The sequence below is a fragment of the Ruegeria sp. BG3 genome (assembly GCF_056538485.1).
The window spans coordinates 692,427-707,667 of record NZ_JBQFTE010000001.1; the positions used below are offsets into that span (position 1 = coordinate 692,427).

Below are 15,241 nucleotides of genomic sequence, written 5' to 3' on the forward strand. Positions count from 1 at the left end.
GCCGGGGTCCCGCCCTATAAGTCTTGCAGCCGGGAATGAGCTGCGATAAGACGCCAGGCAATGGGTGATTAGCTCAGTGGTAGAGCGCTTCGTTCACATCGAAGATGTCAGGAGTTCAAATCTCTTATCACCCACCACCTCCTATTTTCCCATCTCCAGACAACGCTTGTCAGGTCAGAAGCCGCCTGCGTATCCTTGATATACGCAGTGTAAAGGGTTGACGCAGATGGCCAAATTGAAGCGAGACATTGGCCTACTGGGACTGACCTTCATTTCCGTTGGCGGCATTATAGGCTCTGGATGGCTGTTCGGCCCGCTCTTGGCTGTGCAACATGCAGGACCAGCTGCGGTTCTGTCCTGGATCATCGGTGCGGTGGCCATGTTTGTTCTGGCCATCACCTTCGCTGAAATCTCGGCCATGCTGCCTATCCCGGGCGGGATCGCGCGGGTTCCGCAATTCTCTCATGGCAACATCGTCGCGATGGCAATGGGTTGGACAGCTTGGATCGGCTACAACACGACTGCGCCCATCGAGGTTGAGGCGATGTTGAAGTACTTAGCCCCCTATACGCCGTGGTTGCACACTGCAGAGACCGGTGATCTGACGAGCGCGGGTGTGCTGGTTGCTCTGTCCTTCATGCTGCTATTCGTTGTCGTCAATGCCTTGGGCGTAAAATTCTTCACACGTGTTAACGCCACCCTAACCTGGGCGAAGATCGCGATTCCGGTCATTCTCTCAGCACTCTTGATCGTGAGCAGGTTTAAGGTTCAGAACTTCAACCATCCAGACGGGTTCGCCCCATACGGTCTGCAAGGCATCATGGCTGCGGTGTCGACCGGAGGCGTGATCTTCTCCTTCATCGGATTTCGCCACATCGTCGATATGGCGGGCGAGGTCCGCAACCCGAAATTCGCAATCCCAGCCGCGCTGGTTCTGTCGATCGTGATGTGCGCGGCCATCTATCTTGCGCTACAGATCGCATTCATCGGCGCACTTGATCCAACATCGCTTGCACAAGGCTGGTCCAGCCTCAACTTCGGCGGTGAAGGGCCGCTTGATGCCGTGATAATGTCGGTGGGCATTGTCTGGTTCTTAAGCGTATTGAATGTTGGCTCAGTCATCGGACCGTTCGGCAACGGGCTTGTTGCAACAGGATCAAATGCTCGGATCGCTATGGCCCTATCAAAGAACGGTTTTCTTCCTCAACGCATCATGCGCTTGTCTTCGTTCGGAGTACCCCTTTGGGCTCTTGTGCTGAATTTCGGGATCGGAGTTTTGTTCCTGCTTTCGGTCCCGTTTACCACGGTCATCGCATTGAACGGGGCGGCAATTGTCTTGTCTTTCGCGGTAGGGCCGATCGCTGTCGTATGCCTTAGAAAGCTGATGCCAGATCACCCACGCTCGATCCGAATCCCCGCTGTCCGTTTCGTAGGCGCACTGGCCTTCGCCATAGCGACACTGATCGTTTATTGGAGCGGATGGGACACCGTCTGGCGCTTGGGCGTCGCGTTGATCATCGGAATGATCTTGTTGCTGATCCGCTTTCACAATCGCCTGGATGAAATGGACGTGGCCGAAGCGCGTTGGCTGATGCCCTATTTCGTCGGCATCGGTGTAATCTCAATATTTGGCCAGTTCGGAGAGGGTGCTCTAAAATTCATCCCGTTCGGCTGGGATGTTCTGGTCTGCATTCTGTTCTCGACGGGGATATTCATGATCGCTGTCCGGTCGTCCTTGGCCGACGAAAAGTTTCAGAAATACATCGAAGAAGAGGAAATTTTGGACCCGAAACAACCAGTTATCGGGCTATAGAAAAAAGGCGGGGACCAGCCCCGCCTTTTTCTTTGTGTCTTAGTGCGCCGTTGCAGACGGCCCAGAGCTTTCAGCCGCTTTTGCTGCCGCAGCCGCCGCCTCTTCTGCGGCTTCGTCCCATTCGATGGGCTCGGGCTCCTCGACCAACGCCCGTTTCAGCACTTCCGAGACGTGTTTGACCGGGATGATCTCCAACCCTTCCTTCACGTTGTCCGGAATGTCGGCCAGATCCTTTTCGTTTTCTTCCGGGATCAGAACCGTCTTGATGCCACCGCGCAGAGCCGCCAGCAGTTTTTCCTTCAAACCACCGATCGGCATCGCATTCCCGCGCAGTGAGACCTCACCCGTCATGGCGATATCCTTGCGCACTGGAATGCCAGTCAGCACGGACACAATCGAAGTCACCATCGCCAAACCGGCCGACGGGCCATCCTTAGGCGTTGCGCCATCCGGCACGTGCACGTGGATATCGATTTTGTCGAACTGAGGCGGCTTCACCCCGATCTGAGGCGAAATCGACCGCACATAGGACGAGGCTGCGTCGATAGATTCCTTCATCACATCGCCCAGCTTACCGGTGGTCTTCATCCGCCCCTTGCCAGGCAGTTTCAGCGCCTCGATATGCAGAAGGTCTCCACCAACCGACGTCCATGCCAGACCGGTCACGACACCAACCTGATCATCCTGCTCAGCTAGCCCATATCGGAACTTCGGCACTCCCAAGAAATCATCAAGATTCTCAGGCGTCACGGTAACCGAGTCAGCCTCTTTCTTGATGATCTTGGTCAGCGACTTCCGCGCCACTTTGGCGATTTCACGTTCGAGGTTCCGCACGCCCGCCTCGCGGGTGTAAGTGCGGATGATCGACTGCAGAGCCTCATCGGTCAGTTCAAATTCCTTGGCCTTCAGTCCATGGTTTTTGACCTGCTTGCTGATCAGGTGCTGCTTGGCGATCTCGGATTTTTCCTCTTCGGTATAACCGGCCAGCGGGATGATCTCCATCCGGTCCAGCAAAGGCCCAGGCATGTTGTAGCTGTTCGAGGTGGTCAGGAACATCACGTTCGACAGGTCATATTCGACCTCAAGGTAGTGATCCATGAACGTGCTGTTTTGTTCCGGGTCCAATACTTCCAACATTGCCGAGGCCGGATCACCACGGAAATCCTGCCCCATCTTGTCGATTTCATCCAACAAGATCAGCGGGTTCGTGGTTTTCGCCTTTTTCAGCGCCTGAATGATCTTACCGGGCATCGAGCCAATGTAAGTCCGGCGGTGACCCCGAATTTCAGATTCGTCGCGCACACCACCCAGCGAGATGCGAATGAACTCGCGCCCCGTGGCCTTGGCAACGGACTTACCCAGCGAGGTTTTACCCACGCCCGGAGGGCCAACAAGGCACAGGATCGGGCCTTTCAGCTTTTTCGAACGCTGCTGAACCGCCAGATACTCAACGATCCGCTCTTTGACCTTCTCAAGCCCATAATGATCGGCATCCAGAATATCCTGCGCGCGGCCCAGATCCTTTTTAACGCGGGATTTGGTGCCCCACGGCAGCGACAGGATCCAGTCGAGATAGTTTCGCACGACAGTGGCCTCAGCCGACATCGGGCTCATGTTGCGCAGCTTCTTCAGCTCGCCTTCGGCCTTTTCACGCGCCTCTTTCGACAGCTTGGTCTCGTTGATCTTATCTTCCAGCTCGGCAACTTCGTTCGAGCCGTCCTCACCATCGCCAAGCTCCTTCTGAATGGCCTTCATCTGCTCATTCAGATAATACTCGCGCTGAGTCTTCTCCATCTGGGATTTTACGCGGGTCTTGATCTTTTTCTCGACCTGCAGAACCGACATTTCGCCCTGCATAAGGCCATAGACCTTCTCAAGCCGCTCGCTGACCGAGAGCGTCTCAAGCAGTTCCTGCTTTTGCTCGACCTCAATGCCCAAGTGACCCGACACGAGGTCAGCCAGCTTGGCAGGCTCGGTGGTCTCACCAACGGCAGCCAAAGCTTCCTCGGGGATGTTCTTACGAACCTTGGCGTAGCGCTCGAACTCATCCGCAACGGTGCGCAGCAGCGCTTCAGTCGTAGTGACATCGCCGGGGATTTCGGTCAGATACTCGGCACGGGCTTCGAAAAACTGATCGTTTTCAAGGAATTCCGTAATCTGCACACGCGCCTGCCCTTCGACCAGCACCTTGACGGTGCCGTCGGGCAATTTCAGCAGTTGCAGCACATTGGCCAGAACACCGGCCTGATAGATACCATCCACATCCGGATCATCGACACTGGGGTCGATCTGGCTGGACAACAGAATTTGCTTATCATCCTGCATCACCTCTTCCAGCGCGCGGACCGATTTGTCTCGGCCCACGAAGAGCGGCACGATCATATGTGGGAACACCACAATATCGCGCAGCGGCAGGACGGGGTATGAGGAATTCAGAGGCTCTTGCATGCTCTATCCTTATCATTGGCAAGACGGCTCTGGTCCCTGCTTGAGGCAACCGCTGGCCGTCTCCTGTCTTGGATGGTTTAAGGTGGGGCTGTTACCGCCCTATTTCAACCTCACCACCGTGTCTCAATGCGCAGCATGACCAAAGGTTCTGCGGACCGCAAGGCGCGCCAGGAAGATATCCACCGAAATTGTGCCGGTGCCTGCTAAATCGGCTCAATATCACCCTGTGCCCGCTGTGCATGGAAATTGGCCTGCCAGGCCTCAAACGTTCCTGCCGCAATCGCGTCGCGCATACCCTGCATGATTTCCTGGAAGTAATGCAGGTTATGCCAGGTCAAAAGCATGCCCGAGATCATCTCGTTCGAGCGAAATACATGGTGCAGATAGGCGCGCGAGTAGTTCGAACAGGCCGGGCATGTGCACTCTTCGTCCAGCGGGCGTGGATCATCGGCATGGCGCGCGTTCTTGATGTTCACCACACCGTGTCGCGTGAACACCTGACCGGTGCGACCGGACCGGGACGGCAAAACGCAATCCATCATGTCCACACCGCGCGCCACAGCGCCCACGATATCATCCGGTTTCCCGACGCCCATCAGGTAGCGCGGCTTGTCGGTGGGCAGGAAATCGGGGGCAAAATCGAGGCAGTCAAACATCGCCTCCTGCCCCTCACCCACGGCCAGACCACCGATAGCGTAGCCTTCGAACCCGATCGCTTTCAACGCCTCGGCGCTTTCTTCGCGCAGGTCTTGCTCCAGCCCGCCTTGCATAATCCCGAACAGCGCGTGGCCGGGGCGATCCCCGAACGCATCGCGCGACCGCTGTGCCCATCGCATCGACAGCTGCATCGACTCGGCAATGCGCTTCCGGTCCGCAGGCAGTGAGGGGCATTCATCGAAACACATCACGATGTCCGACCCCAGCAGGCGCTGAATTTCCATCGACCGTTCCGGCGTCAGCTCATGCTTGGAGCCGTCGATATGGGATTTGAAGGTCACGCCCTTTTCGGTCAGTTTGCGCAGCCCTGCAAGCGACATGACCTGAAAACCGCCTGAGTCAGTCAGGATAGGACGTTCCCAATTCATGAACTTGTGCAACCCGCCCAAACGGTCGATCCGCTCTGCCGTGGGGCGCAGCATCAGGTGGTAAGTGTTGCCCAGCAGGATATCGGCCCCGGTCGCACGTACGCTTTCCGGCATCATCGCCTTGACCGTCGCTGCGGTGCCAACCGGCATGAAGGCAGGCGTGCGAACTTCGCCGCGTGGCGTGTTGATCACGCCGGTGCGGGCTTTGCCGTCGGTTGCTTTGAGGTCAAAGGAAAACTGTTGGGTCATGTCATCATCTCGGATCGCGGAACCGGGCAGGATTTGCCCGATCCGCCGGGTCTTTGCAACCCGTCAGGGCAGAGAGGCCACGCGGGCCGTAAACAGATCAACAACCCCTGCCCCGTCAACGTCTCGACAGACCCAAACCGGGGGCCGCCCCTCGTCTGGCACTGTGGCTCCGATTGCCTCTCCCTCGGTTGCCACCTTCAATCCGGTCCGAACGGAGTCGAACATATGATCATGGGTACAGGCGATGACAGCGGTCGAGTCGTGCAGACCGCAACCCTCCAACCCTCCGATCTCTTTGTAGAATTTCAGGTAGAAACGAGAGATATCGCGCAGAAATGCCCCCATATCGGGCGATCTCAGGGCTAGATCCTCGAAATCCGCGCTCTTGTAGAGCGTTTTCAGCGTCACATCCAAACCGACCAGAACAGTCTCAGGCGGTGCCGAAAACACCGCGTCGGCTGCTTTGGCATCGTGGTAGATATTTGCTTCGGCATGTTCCGTGATGTTGCCGGGGCAATAGACTGCGCCGCCCATGATCACCAGACGTTTGAGGTTCGAGGCGAATTCGGGATCCAGAGCCAATGCGTCCGCGATATTGGTCAACGGGCCGACCGCGCAAACGACAAGCTCTCCGGGATGTTCGCGTGCCATTTCGACCAGAAACGCGGCCGCGCTCAGGTCGTGGTTCTGCCCAATCTCGGGGATTTCGGTCAGATCACCGAACCCCTCAGGCCCATGCACATGCTCGGATGGGCTATGGTCGTCCTCACCATGAGCAAAGGGGGCGCCCTGCGCAACAGGGACAGCTAGTCCAAGTTTATCAACCAGATAGCGTGCATTGCGGCTGGATTGATGAACATGGGTGTTTCCGAAAACGGTGGTCAGCCCGATCAGGTCAATCTCGGGTGCGGCGGCAGCGTAGACGATCGCCATTGCATCGTCGATGCCGGGGTCTGTGTCGATTATCAGTTTCATCCTCACCCGATAACGCAAGCATTCACAGATGCAAAGCGGTCACTGTCGCTTGTTTCGGCCATCAGTTTCGAGCATTCCGGATTTGCAACCACCCCGGTTCCCGCCATACCAGAGTTGAAATCGGGCGACTCAATCCCCAAATGTATACTATTGTACACAATAAACGAGGACAGTTATGACAGAAGAGCAGATCATCGGATTGCTTTCGTCGAATATCATGTACCTGTTGGCCGCCATTCTTGTGGTGGTCGTCATCTTCAAAGGTATCAAAATCGTTCCCCAATCTGAGAAATACGTGGTGGAACGGTTCGGACGCCTGCACTCGGTCCTTGGGCCGGGGATCAACTTTATCGTACCGTTTCTGGATGTTGCGCGTCACAAGATATCCATTCTTGAGCGTCAGCTGCCCAACGCAACGCAGGATGCGATTACCAAGGACAACGTGCTGGTGCAGATCGACACCTCGGTCTTCTACCGTATTCTCGAGCCGGAAAAGACCGTCTACCGTATCCGCGATGTGGACGGCGCGATTGCGACCACGGTCGCGGGTATCGTGCGGGCTGAAATCGGCAAGATGGACCTGGATGAGGTCCAATCGAACCGCGCGCAGTTGATTGCGCAAATTCAGGCCAGCGTAGAAACCGCTGTCGACGACTGGGGTATCGAAGTGACCCGGGCCGAGATTCTGGATGTGAACCTTGATCAGGCCACTCGCGATGCAATGCTGCAGCAGTTGAACGCTGAACGCGCGCGTCGCGCTCAGGTCACTGAGGCTGAAGGTCAGAAACGCGCGGTTGAGCTGCAGGCGGACGCAGAGCTCTATGCGGCCGAGCAAACCGCAAAGGCCCGCCGCATTGAGGCCGAAGCCGAAGCCTACGCAACCGGCGTTGTTGCCAAGGCCATTCAGGACAACGGCATCGAGGCCGCGCAATACCAGGTCGCTCTGAAACAGGTGGAATCTCTGAACGCTCTGGGCAATGGTACTGGTAAGCAAACGATTGTCGTACCGGCCAATGCGCTTGAGGCCTTTGGCGATGCGTTCAAAATGCTCAAAGGGGTTAAATGATGGCAGACCCGTTTTGGATGACGTGGTGGATCTGGATGGCGGGCGCTTTGGCGCTCGGCATTCTCGAGATCGTCCTGCCCGGGTTCATCTTTCTCGGTTTCGCCATCGGGGCAGCGGGCACCGGCCTGCTGCTGCTGATCCCGGGTCTTGCGCCCTCTCTGCCGGTTCTGATGCTGATCTTCGCGGTTTTGTCGCTGGTTGCATGGCTGGCCTTGCGCAAGACCTTCGCGCACCCGCATGGGCAGGTGAAAACGTTTGAACGTGATATCAACGACTAAGTACAGGCAGCGCCCAAGAGTCACTGCACGACTGGACGCTGCCAGACCTGTTCCCTATATAAACACTCAGGCAACTGACCCGAGGCAAAGATGACTCACCCGAGTGAACAGTTAGAAGGCACACCATTGATTGCGCCATCGAGCATTGAACACCCCCTGTATGACCAGGTGGTCGAAGCGTGCCGGACGGTCTTTGATCCGGAAATCCCGGTCAATATCTACGACCTGGGCCTGATCTACACGATCGACATCAAGGACGACAACGCCGTCAAGGTGATCATGACTCTGACCGCCCCGGGCTGCCCCGTCGCCGGAGACATGCCAGGCTGGATCATGGAAGCCATCGAGCCCGTTGCTGGCGTCAAGGAAGTCGATGTCGAACTGACTTGGGAACCGCCCTGGGGCATGGAAATGATGTCAGACGAAGCGCGGCTAGAGCTGGGCTTTATGTAACATCAGCACCTAGCTAAGCCTTTGTCACAAAAGGTTAACCCTTCTGTTACCAAAGTGTAGAGCTACTGTCACAGTACTGCGGGACACATGCGGCGCAAGTGTTTGTATTCCCAAAAGCTCTTGCAAATGGGCCTGACTGGAAGACACCGCCCCCCATGGTACCGGCCCCGAAATTGGACCGCCCTTGCCCGAGGGCGGTCTTTTTATTAAGACCTAACTTACTCCGCACTTGGCCTTGATTTCATCCGATCGCGCATCGAGTTGCTTGATGTAGTCACCGGAAAGCATCTGCAATCTCTTGTTCTCGGTCCCCGTCACCAACCCAAGCAAAGCACCTGCCGGCGTTATGGCTGCAACGCTTTCTAATTGCTGGTCCTCAGCATGTTTCTTCTCGGCTGCAATCGCGCGCAGATCACCCTCCGCTGTTGTGCAATTGATGGGATGTCGTTTCAAAGTTTCCTCGGCAGAAGCGGGAACTGACAAAGCCAATAGAGCCGCGCTAGCCAAGAACGCTCCCAAACACACCTTCACTTTACGTTTTAACCTGTTCATTTAATTTAAATCTCCGCAGAAAGACCTCTGATCTAAAGCACGTGACTGTGATCACCTAAAAACAGGCTAAACCTATCCTCAATGCGAAAGCAACACGGACGCGCACGCGCATCCAGTATCAAATTTCATTTTCTAGGGGCGCTCTGACTTGAGCCTGCTGAAAGACGACCCTAGATTACATCTATCGCGCGACGATGGAGACTCAGATGTTCGGCATCCCCGGAAAACAAGCCGTGACCATGACGCCCAAAGCGGCAGAGCAGATCACCCGCCTGATGAAGTCCGGCGGACATGCCGGTCTGCGCATCGGCGTGAAAAAAGGTGGCTGCGCCGGTATGGAATATACCATGGACTACGTCGATGACGCCGATCCCCATGACGAGGTCGTGGAACAAGACGGTGCGCGGGTGATGATTGCCCCAATGGCGCAGATGTTCCTGTTCGGCACCGAAATCGACTACGAGGTTTCGCTGCTGGAGTCCGGGTTCAAGTTCAAGAACCCCAACGTCGTGGACGCCTGCGGCTGCGGCGAGTCGATCAAGTTCGACGAAACCCTCGCCCAGCAATCCTAACTTGCGTTCAAGTGAACGTAGGTCTCGTTGTAACGCCGTGTCAGGTGCTCTCCGGCTGTGATCACTTGGTCTGACGTCGGAGGGGCCACATTCGTGTGGTAGGACGGGTTAAAGAACAGCGGGACCGAGATCCTCTCATTCGTGCCGCCAACCACACGATGCTCGGTCGCTTTGACGCGACCGGCAGTCCAGAACTCCAACATCTCACCAAAGTTGATGATGAATACGCCCGGCTCGGCCTCGACCTTTTCCCAGCTACCATCGGGCATCCGCACCTCAAGCCCCGCAGTGCCATCGGTCGCCAACAGGGTCACGCAGCCATAATCGGTATGCGCGCCGATGCCAAAATCCTTCTCCCCAGCCCAATCCGGACGCTGAGGGTAATAGTTGCCACGCAGCAACGCCATGGGCGTGTCAAAAGCGTCGTCGAAACTGTCCGAGCCGCGCCCCAGAGCAACCGCAATTGCGCGCAGAACGCGCATCGCTACATCGCAGGCGTCGGTGTAGTAGGACTGAATAGCTTCTCGGAACCCCTCGGGCTTCGCAGGCCAAAGGTTGGGCGCATAGACGCTGAGATTTTCAGCGCGATATGGGTTTTCCGGCGGCAACTCAAAACCGCAATCGAACACTTCCTTGAAATCGGGATTTGCGTTTGGATCGACCTGTTCGGATTTCGGCGCGCCCCAACCCCGGTTCGACCCGGTTGACGCCATATCGACCGACTTCTTCTCTTGCTCGGGCAAATGGAAAAAGGCGCGGTAGGCCTCGATGACGTCCTGAACCCGCTCAGCGCTAAGCCCAGTGTTGCCGACGGTCAGAAACCCCACCTGCCCGACGGCCCGCAGCAATCTGGCAAGCTCATCAATGTCCTGATTGTCCAGTTTTTCAAGGTTGAGTTTGTCGATCATGGAACCCTCGGAATCGCTGCGCGGACCCTGCCTTTCCAGTATCGGAACTGCAACCGGAATTGTAAGGCCCGACCAAGGGTGATATCGCAGGACAAAACCACAGAATAGCGACAAGGGAGACGCGGAGATGCGGCGCAAACTGGCGGCTGGAAACTGGAAAATGAACGGAACCAGCGCGGCGCTGAGCGAGTTGGACGCGCTCGCCGCGAAGCACCCCTCGCCCAGCGTCGATGTCCTGATCTGCCCCCCCGCCACGCTGTTGCACCGGGCCGCGGAACGCACCCAAGGCACGGGCGTTGCCGTCGGCGGGCAAGATTGCCACGCCGCAGCCTCGGGCGCGCATACCGGCGACACCAGCGCCGAGATGCTGAAAGACGCCGGAGCCACGGCTGTGATTCTGGGCCATTCCGAACGGCGCGAGGACCATGGCGAACAGAACGAAGATGTGCGCGCCAAGGCCAACGCCGTGATGGAGGCTGGCCTCCAGGCGATCATCTGCGTCGGCGAAAGCCTTGAGCAGCGCGAGGCCGCCAATACGCTGGACATCATCGGAGGTCAGATGTCGGGCTCGATCCCGGACCGCTCCACTGGTGAGAACCTGATTGTCGCCTACGAACCGATCTGGGCCATCGGCACCGGCAAGGTTCCGACACTCGACGAGATCGGAGAGGTCCATGACTTCATCCGCGCCCGGCTTGAGCGTCGCTTTGGCGAGGGCGTCGGGCGCTCGGTGCGTTTGCTCTATGGTGGTTCGGTCAAAGCCTCCAACGCGGCCGAGATTTTCGGCGTGTCCAATGTGGATGGCGCGTTGGTCGGTGGGGCCAGCCTGAAAGCGGCCGATTTCTCACGCATCGTTGAAGCGCTGGAAACCGCCTAAGGGCCCTCAGGCCAGTTTCATTGTAGTTAGGCCCGCGACAATCAGAACTGCCGCGCAGATACGCGTGGCGGTCACGGCTTCACCCAAAAACATGATGCCAACCAGAAACGCGCCCACTGCGCCAATACCTGTCCAGATTACATAGGCCGTCCCCAGAGGTAGGGTTCGCATCGCAAGCGCCAGCAACGCGAAGGACCCGATCATTGACACGCCCATCACAGCCGTGGGCCCCAGCCGCGTGAAACCGGCCGATTGCTTCATGGCAACGGCCCAAACAATTTCCAGCAGGCCAGCAAGTAAAAGAAAAATCCAGGACATCGAGGACCCCTTTCGGATTTTCAGGTCGTCCCGAATGATCGCCCGTTATGGGGAGGTCGTCCTCTGACGTTATAGGTAGGTACTCGACACCCGTCTTCAAGACATGAAAAAACCGGGCGAGAAAACTCGCCCGGTTCACACTCGTTTATCACCCTTAGTTGGTTATGATTTCCGGCCCCATGAAGGTGTTGGGCAGGAAGGTCGATATCCACGGGATATACGTCACCATTATCAGGAAGACGAACAGCACGGCCAGGAACGGCAGCGCGGCCTTCACGACGCCCATCATCGGCATCCCGGCAACGCCCGAGGTCACGAACAGATTCAGCCCGACCGGAGGCGTGATCATCCCGATCTCCATATTCACCACCATGATGATGCCCAGATGGATCGGATCGATGCCCAGCTCGATGGCAATCGGGAACACCAAAGGCGCCACGATCACCAGCAGACCCGAGGGTTCCATGAACTGACCGCCGATCAGCAGGATCACGTTCACCACGATCAGGAAGGTCACCGGGCCCAGACCCGCTGACAGCATGGCGCTGGCAATATGCTGCGGTACCTGTTCATCCGTCAGCACATGCTTGAGGATCAGCGCGTTGGCGATCACGAACAGCAGCGTGACGGTCAGCTTTCCGGCCTCGAACAGCGTGTGCTTGGTATCGGGGTGGAAGAAGGCCGTGACCAGAGCATAGGGCTTTTTGAGCAGCGGCAGGTTCTGCGTACCTTCCTCGGTGCTAAGCGGCCCCATGTCCTTATAGACAAAGCTCGCGATGAAGAAGGCATAGACGGCAGCCACCGCAGCGGCCTCGGTCGGGGTAAAGATGCCCCCGTAGATACCGCCGAGGATGATGACGATCAGGAACAGGCCCCAACCGGCCTCGCGGGCGGAAACAAAGATCTCACCCCAGCCTTTCCAATCGCCTTTGGGCAGGTTCTTGACCTTCGCCATGACGTAGATGGTGATCATCAGCATCAAACCCGCCATCAGGCCAGGGATGACCCCCGCAAGGAACATACGCCCGACCGAGACCTCAACGGCGGCCGCGTAGACAACCATTACAATCGACGGCGGGATCAGGATACCCAGCGTACCGGCATTACATATCACACCAGCGGCGAATTCCTTGGAATAGCCAACCTGACGCATTCCCGCGATGACGATTGAGCCGATCGCCACAACTGTTGCAGGCGACGACCCCGAAAGCGCAGCGAACAACATACAGGCAAACACGCCTGCAATCGCCAGACCACCCGGAAGGTGCCCCACACAGGCAATCGAGAACCGGATGATCCGCCGCGCGACCCCTCCGGTCGTCATGAAGGACGAGGCGAGGATAAAGAACGGGATCGCCAGCAGGGTGAAGTGCCCCTCGAACGCCTCAAACAGCGTGCCTGCAACCGAAGCTAGTGAGCTGTCTGAGTATATCAGCAGGAACAGGGTCGAGCTGAGGCCAAGTGCCACCGCAATCGGAACCCCGATCAGCAGCAGGCCGATGACCATGGAAAAAAGAAGTACAACGTCCATTAGTCATGCTCTCCTTGCTGCGCACGAACCTCTTCGATCTCATCCTCAACCTCGTGGCTGGCGACCAAACGATCCGCCTCACCACGCCAAATCTGCACCGCGACCTGCGCAAAGCGGATCACCAGCAGCAACATCGACAGTGGCAGGATGAAATAAGGAACAACCTTGGGCAGCTTCTCGTAATATTCGCCGTAGTTAATTAAGTCCTCGAGAAAGCGGAAAGGCGCGATCATCGGGATATCGTCAACCTCGTAAAAGCTCTGACTGCGCGCGTCGAAGTTCAGACCCGTGGGAAACCAGCGTCCCGAGGTTGGCGGCAGATCCGCGAAGACAGCCCAATAATCATAGGACCCCTTCAGCAACAGGAGCGAAAACGCCAGACAACAGGCCACAGAGATCAGCGCCAGAATCCGGCGCGGCGCAGGGGCCAGCATGTTCAGGATCGCATCCACACCCAGATGGGCGTGTTTCTTGACGGCATAGGACGCCCCCAAAAGCACCAGCCACCCAAACAGGAAGACCGTCAGCTCAAGCGCCCACAGGATATTCGAGTTGAAGAAGAACCGCGCGATCACGTTGGCAAAGGTCACGGCCGTCATCAGGCCAAGTAGCACCGCGATCAGGGTTTCTTCGATATGGTCGACCAGCCCAGCCGGGCCGGATTTCGCACCAGACATCTATCTGTCCCCACATTTTTTTGATGATGAGAGTGTTGGGGCGGGCCTTCGTTTGGCCCGCCCGGCCTGCACGCAGATTACTCCCCAGTCCCCAGCGCGCGGCTTGAACCGGGATCAGAACCCAGCGTTAATAGCCTGAGCGGCGTCGATCTTGTCCTGACCTACGTCATCCGCAAACTGGTCCCAAACCGGTTTCATCGTGTCGACCCAGGCCTGACGCTGTTCGGGCGTCAGCTGACGAATGATGCCACCCGCTTCGGTGATCGAGGCTTTGGCAGCTTCGTTCACGGCAAAGGCTTCTTTGTTACGGGTCTCGGTGACCTCAGCCAGAATGGTCAGGAATTGATCACGCACTTCGGGGTCGAGGCTGTCCAGCCAGTCCACCGAGGTCACGACCAGATAGTCGATGATACCGTGGTTGGTCTCGGTGATGCCGTCCTGCACCTCGAAGAACTTCTTGCCGTAGATGTTTGACCAGGTGTTCTCCTGCCCGTCGACAACGCCCTGTTGCAGCGCGCCGTAGACTTCCGAGAACGCCATCTTCTGCGGGCTGCCACCGATGGCCTCCATCTGCGCAACTAGCACGTCCGAGGACTGCACGCGGAACTTCAGACCATCTGCATCAGCCGGAGTTTCCAGCGGCTTGTTCGCCGACATCTGCTTCATGCCATTGTGCCAGAACGCCAGCCCCTGCAGACCTCGGCGTTGCATGCTGTCCTTCATTGCCTGACCGGCATCCGAGGCCTGGAAGGCATCCACTGCGTCAATGTTCTTGAACATGAACGGCAGGTCGAACAGGCGGAACTGCTTGGTGAACTTTTCGAACTTGGACAACGAAGGTGCGGCCAGTTGCACATCGCCCTGCAGCATTGCCTCAAGAACCTTGTCATCATTGTAGAGCGTCGAGTTCGGATAGACCTCAACGCACATAACGCCCTGCATCTCGTCATTGACGCGCTGTTCCAGCAGCGAGGCAGCGATACCTTTGGGGTGCTTGTCTGTGTTCGTCACATGCGCGAACTTTACGACGATCTCACCATCGTCACACGCAGCCATGCCCGCCGTCGCCGTTACCGTCAAAGCCAGCGCTGTGGCTGCTGTTGTTAGGAATTTCATCTGTTTTCCTCCCAGACTTCCTCGAAATGTCTCATCGGCCCCATTTCGGCACCGTATGGACAGCAGTGAACCGACTGCTTCACGGTGAAACAACAATTTGTAGCGGGCTTTGGGTTGTCAGAATTTATCCCGTTAAAACAGATAATTAAAACCTAACTCTAAAACACGAAATTAGGCCAGCGTCGCCAATGTGCGAAATCCCGCACATCTCTCGACGACGCTGTGCGGAATTCCGCACAGTTTTTCGAATCACCCCCGAATCGCTCTGACACCATCCGCAGCCCGCCTAGGCGAACTGCTTGGCCCAACAGCTTTAACCGCAT

Annotated in this window: 15 protein-coding genes and 1 tRNA gene; 7 read left to right on the plus strand and 9 right to left on the minus strand. The window is 57.1% G+C overall.

Annotated features, from left to right (window positions below):
- Positions 1-62 precede the first annotated feature (62 nt).
- Both ACR0AI_RS03495 and ACR0AI_RS03500 read left to right on the plus strand, forming a co-directional pair.
- Positions 63-137: transfer RNA gene (locus ACR0AI_RS03495), tRNA-Val, on the plus strand.
- 89 nt (positions 138-226) lie between these two features.
- Positions 227-1,813, plus strand: a complete 1,587-nt coding sequence (locus ACR0AI_RS03500; RefSeq protein WP_480670655.1) for an APC family permease — start codon at positions 227-229, stop codon at positions 1,811-1,813.
- 39 nt (positions 1,814-1,852) lie between these two features.
- Here the strand turns inward: ACR0AI_RS03500 and lon are convergent, their stop codons facing one another.
- The 3 genes from lon to ACR0AI_RS03515 form a co-directional block, all read right to left on the minus strand.
- Complete coding sequence (gene lon / locus ACR0AI_RS03505) at positions 1,853-4,261, minus strand: endopeptidase La (RefSeq protein ID WP_480670653.1); 2,409 nt, start codon at positions 4,259-4,261, stop codon at positions 1,853-1,855.
- 203 nt (positions 4,262-4,464) lie between these two features.
- Positions 4,465-5,595 (minus strand): tRNA guanosine(34) transglycosylase Tgt, encoded by a 1,131-nt coding sequence (gene tgt, locus ACR0AI_RS03510; RefSeq protein WP_480670651.1) that lies wholly within the window; start codon positions 5,593-5,595, stop codon positions 4,465-4,467.
- Positions 5,596-5,658: 63 nt separating this feature from the next.
- Complete coding sequence (locus ACR0AI_RS03515) at positions 5,659-6,570, minus strand: nucleoside hydrolase (protein WP_480670649.1); 912 nt, start codon at positions 6,568-6,570, stop codon at positions 5,659-5,661.
- Between the two features lie 175 nt (positions 6,571-6,745).
- Here ACR0AI_RS03515 and ACR0AI_RS03520 point away from each other — a divergent pair, with 175 nt between their 5' ends.
- The 3 genes from ACR0AI_RS03520 to ACR0AI_RS03530 all read left to right on the plus strand — a co-directional run bounded on the left by ACR0AI_RS03520 (position 6,746) and on the right by ACR0AI_RS03530 (position 8,367).
- On the plus strand, positions 6,746-7,636 hold the full coding sequence (locus tag ACR0AI_RS03520; RefSeq protein ID WP_480670647.1) for an SPFH domain-containing protein: 891 nt from the start codon (positions 6,746-6,748) through the stop codon (positions 7,634-7,636).
- Complete coding sequence (locus ACR0AI_RS03525; RefSeq protein ID WP_170638804.1) at positions 7,636-7,914, plus strand: NfeD family protein; 279 nt, start codon at positions 7,636-7,638, stop codon at positions 7,912-7,914. Before ACR0AI_RS03520 ends, ACR0AI_RS03525 begins: the two co-directional genes overlap by 1 nt.
- A 90-nt stretch (positions 7,915-8,004) precedes the next feature.
- On the plus strand, positions 8,005-8,367 hold the full coding sequence (locus ACR0AI_RS03530) for an SUF system Fe-S cluster assembly protein (RefSeq protein ID WP_170458085.1): 363 nt from the start codon (positions 8,005-8,007) through the stop codon (positions 8,365-8,367).
- A 213-nt stretch (positions 8,368-8,580) separates the two neighbouring features.
- Here ACR0AI_RS03530 and ACR0AI_RS03535 read toward each other — a convergent pair whose 3' ends face one another.
- On the minus strand, positions 8,581-8,919 hold the full coding sequence (locus ACR0AI_RS03535; RefSeq protein ID WP_480670645.1) for a hypothetical protein: 339 nt from the start codon (positions 8,917-8,919) through the stop codon (positions 8,581-8,583).
- A 206-nt stretch (positions 8,920-9,125) separates the two neighbouring features.
- Between ACR0AI_RS03535 and ACR0AI_RS03540 the strand changes: the two genes are divergently transcribed.
- Entirely contained in the window at positions 9,126-9,491 is a 366-nt protein-coding gene (locus ACR0AI_RS03540; RefSeq protein WP_480671630.1) for a HesB/IscA family protein, read from the plus strand.
- On the opposite strand, the gene ACR0AI_RS03545 is transcribed toward ACR0AI_RS03540, so the two are convergent.
- Positions 9,488-10,399 (minus strand): isopenicillin N synthase family dioxygenase, encoded by a 912-nt coding sequence (locus tag ACR0AI_RS03545; protein WP_480670643.1) that lies wholly within the window; start codon positions 10,397-10,399, stop codon positions 9,488-9,490. The two genes, ACR0AI_RS03540 and ACR0AI_RS03545, sit on opposite strands and share 4 nt — an antisense overlap.
- Positions 10,400-10,526: 127 nt before the next feature.
- Here ACR0AI_RS03545 and tpiA point away from each other — a divergent pair, with 127 nt between their 5' ends.
- Positions 10,527-11,276 (plus strand): triose-phosphate isomerase, encoded by a 750-nt coding sequence (gene tpiA, locus ACR0AI_RS03550; protein ID WP_480670641.1) that lies wholly within the window; start codon positions 10,527-10,529, stop codon positions 11,274-11,276.
- 6 nt (positions 11,277-11,282) lie between these two features.
- Here the strand turns inward: tpiA and ACR0AI_RS03555 are convergent, their stop codons facing one another.
- The 4 genes from ACR0AI_RS03555 to ACR0AI_RS03570 all read right to left on the minus strand — a co-directional run bounded on the left by ACR0AI_RS03555 (position 11,283) and on the right by ACR0AI_RS03570 (position 14,918).
- Positions 11,283-11,594 (minus strand): DMT family transporter, encoded by a 312-nt coding sequence (locus ACR0AI_RS03555; RefSeq protein WP_480670639.1) that lies wholly within the window; start codon positions 11,592-11,594, stop codon positions 11,283-11,285.
- A 154-nt stretch (positions 11,595-11,748) separates the two neighbouring features.
- Positions 11,749-13,125, minus strand: coding sequence for a TRAP transporter large permease (locus ACR0AI_RS03560; protein ID WP_480670637.1), 1,377 nt, complete (start codon positions 13,123-13,125; stop codon positions 11,749-11,751).
- Positions 13,125-13,802, minus strand: a complete 678-nt coding sequence (locus ACR0AI_RS03565) for a TRAP transporter small permease (RefSeq protein ID WP_170373581.1) — start codon at positions 13,800-13,802, stop codon at positions 13,125-13,127. The genes ACR0AI_RS03560 and ACR0AI_RS03565 overlap by 1 nt, the downstream gene beginning before the upstream one ends.
- A 114-nt stretch (positions 13,803-13,916) precedes the next feature.
- Complete coding sequence (locus tag ACR0AI_RS03570) at positions 13,917-14,918, minus strand: DctP family TRAP transporter solute-binding subunit (RefSeq protein ID WP_170458080.1); 1,002 nt, start codon at positions 14,916-14,918, stop codon at positions 13,917-13,919.
- Positions 14,919-15,241 lie beyond the last annotated feature (323 nt).

Excerpts from the sequence above, each read along its gene's own strand:
- lon (WP_480670653.1), bottom strand. The coding sequence starts at position 4,261 with ATGCAAGAGCCTCTGAATTCCTCATACCCCGTCCTGCCGCTGCGCGAT.
- tgt (WP_480670651.1), bottom strand. The coding sequence starts at position 5,595 with ATGACCCAACAGTTTTCCTTTGACCTCAAAGCAACCGACGGCAAAGCC.
- ACR0AI_RS03545 (WP_480670643.1), bottom strand. The coding sequence starts at position 10,399 with ATGATCGACAAACTCAACCTTGAAAAACTGGACAATCAGGACATTGAT.
- ACR0AI_RS03555 (WP_480670639.1), bottom strand. The coding sequence starts at position 11,594 with ATGTCCTGGATTTTTCTTTTACTTGCTGGCCTGCTGGAAATTGTTTGG.
- tpiA (WP_480670641.1), top strand. The coding sequence starts at position 10,527 with ATGCGGCGCAAACTGGCGGCTGGAAACTGGAAAATGAACGGAACCAGC.
- ACR0AI_RS03565 (WP_170373581.1), bottom strand. The coding sequence starts at position 13,802 with ATGTCTGGTGCGAAATCCGGCCCGGCTGGGCTGGTCGACCATATCGAA.
- ACR0AI_RS03570 (WP_170458080.1), bottom strand. The coding sequence starts at position 14,918 with ATGAAATTCCTAACAACAGCAGCCACAGCGCTGGCTTTGACGGTAACG.
- ACR0AI_RS03530 (WP_170458085.1), top strand. The coding sequence starts at position 8,005 with ATGACTCACCCGAGTGAACAGTTAGAAGGCACACCATTGATTGCGCCA.
- ACR0AI_RS03515 (WP_480670649.1), bottom strand. The coding sequence starts at position 6,570 with ATGAAACTGATAATCGACACAGACCCCGGCATCGACGATGCAATGGCG.
- ACR0AI_RS03520 (WP_480670647.1), top strand. The coding sequence starts at position 6,746 with ATGACAGAAGAGCAGATCATCGGATTGCTTTCGTCGAATATCATGTAC.
- ACR0AI_RS03535 (WP_480670645.1), bottom strand. The coding sequence starts at position 8,919 with ATGAACAGGTTAAAACGTAAAGTGAAGGTGTGTTTGGGAGCGTTCTTG.
- ACR0AI_RS03560 (WP_480670637.1), bottom strand. The coding sequence starts at position 13,125 with ATGGACGTTGTACTTCTTTTTTCCATGGTCATCGGCCTGCTGCTGATC.
- ACR0AI_RS03500 (WP_480670655.1), top strand. The coding sequence starts at position 227 with ATGGCCAAATTGAAGCGAGACATTGGCCTACTGGGACTGACCTTCATT.
- ACR0AI_RS03525 (WP_170638804.1), top strand. The coding sequence starts at position 7,636 with ATGGCAGACCCGTTTTGGATGACGTGGTGGATCTGGATGGCGGGCGCT.
- ACR0AI_RS03540 (WP_480671630.1), top strand. The coding sequence starts at position 9,126 with ATGTTCGGCATCCCCGGAAAACAAGCCGTGACCATGACGCCCAAAGCG.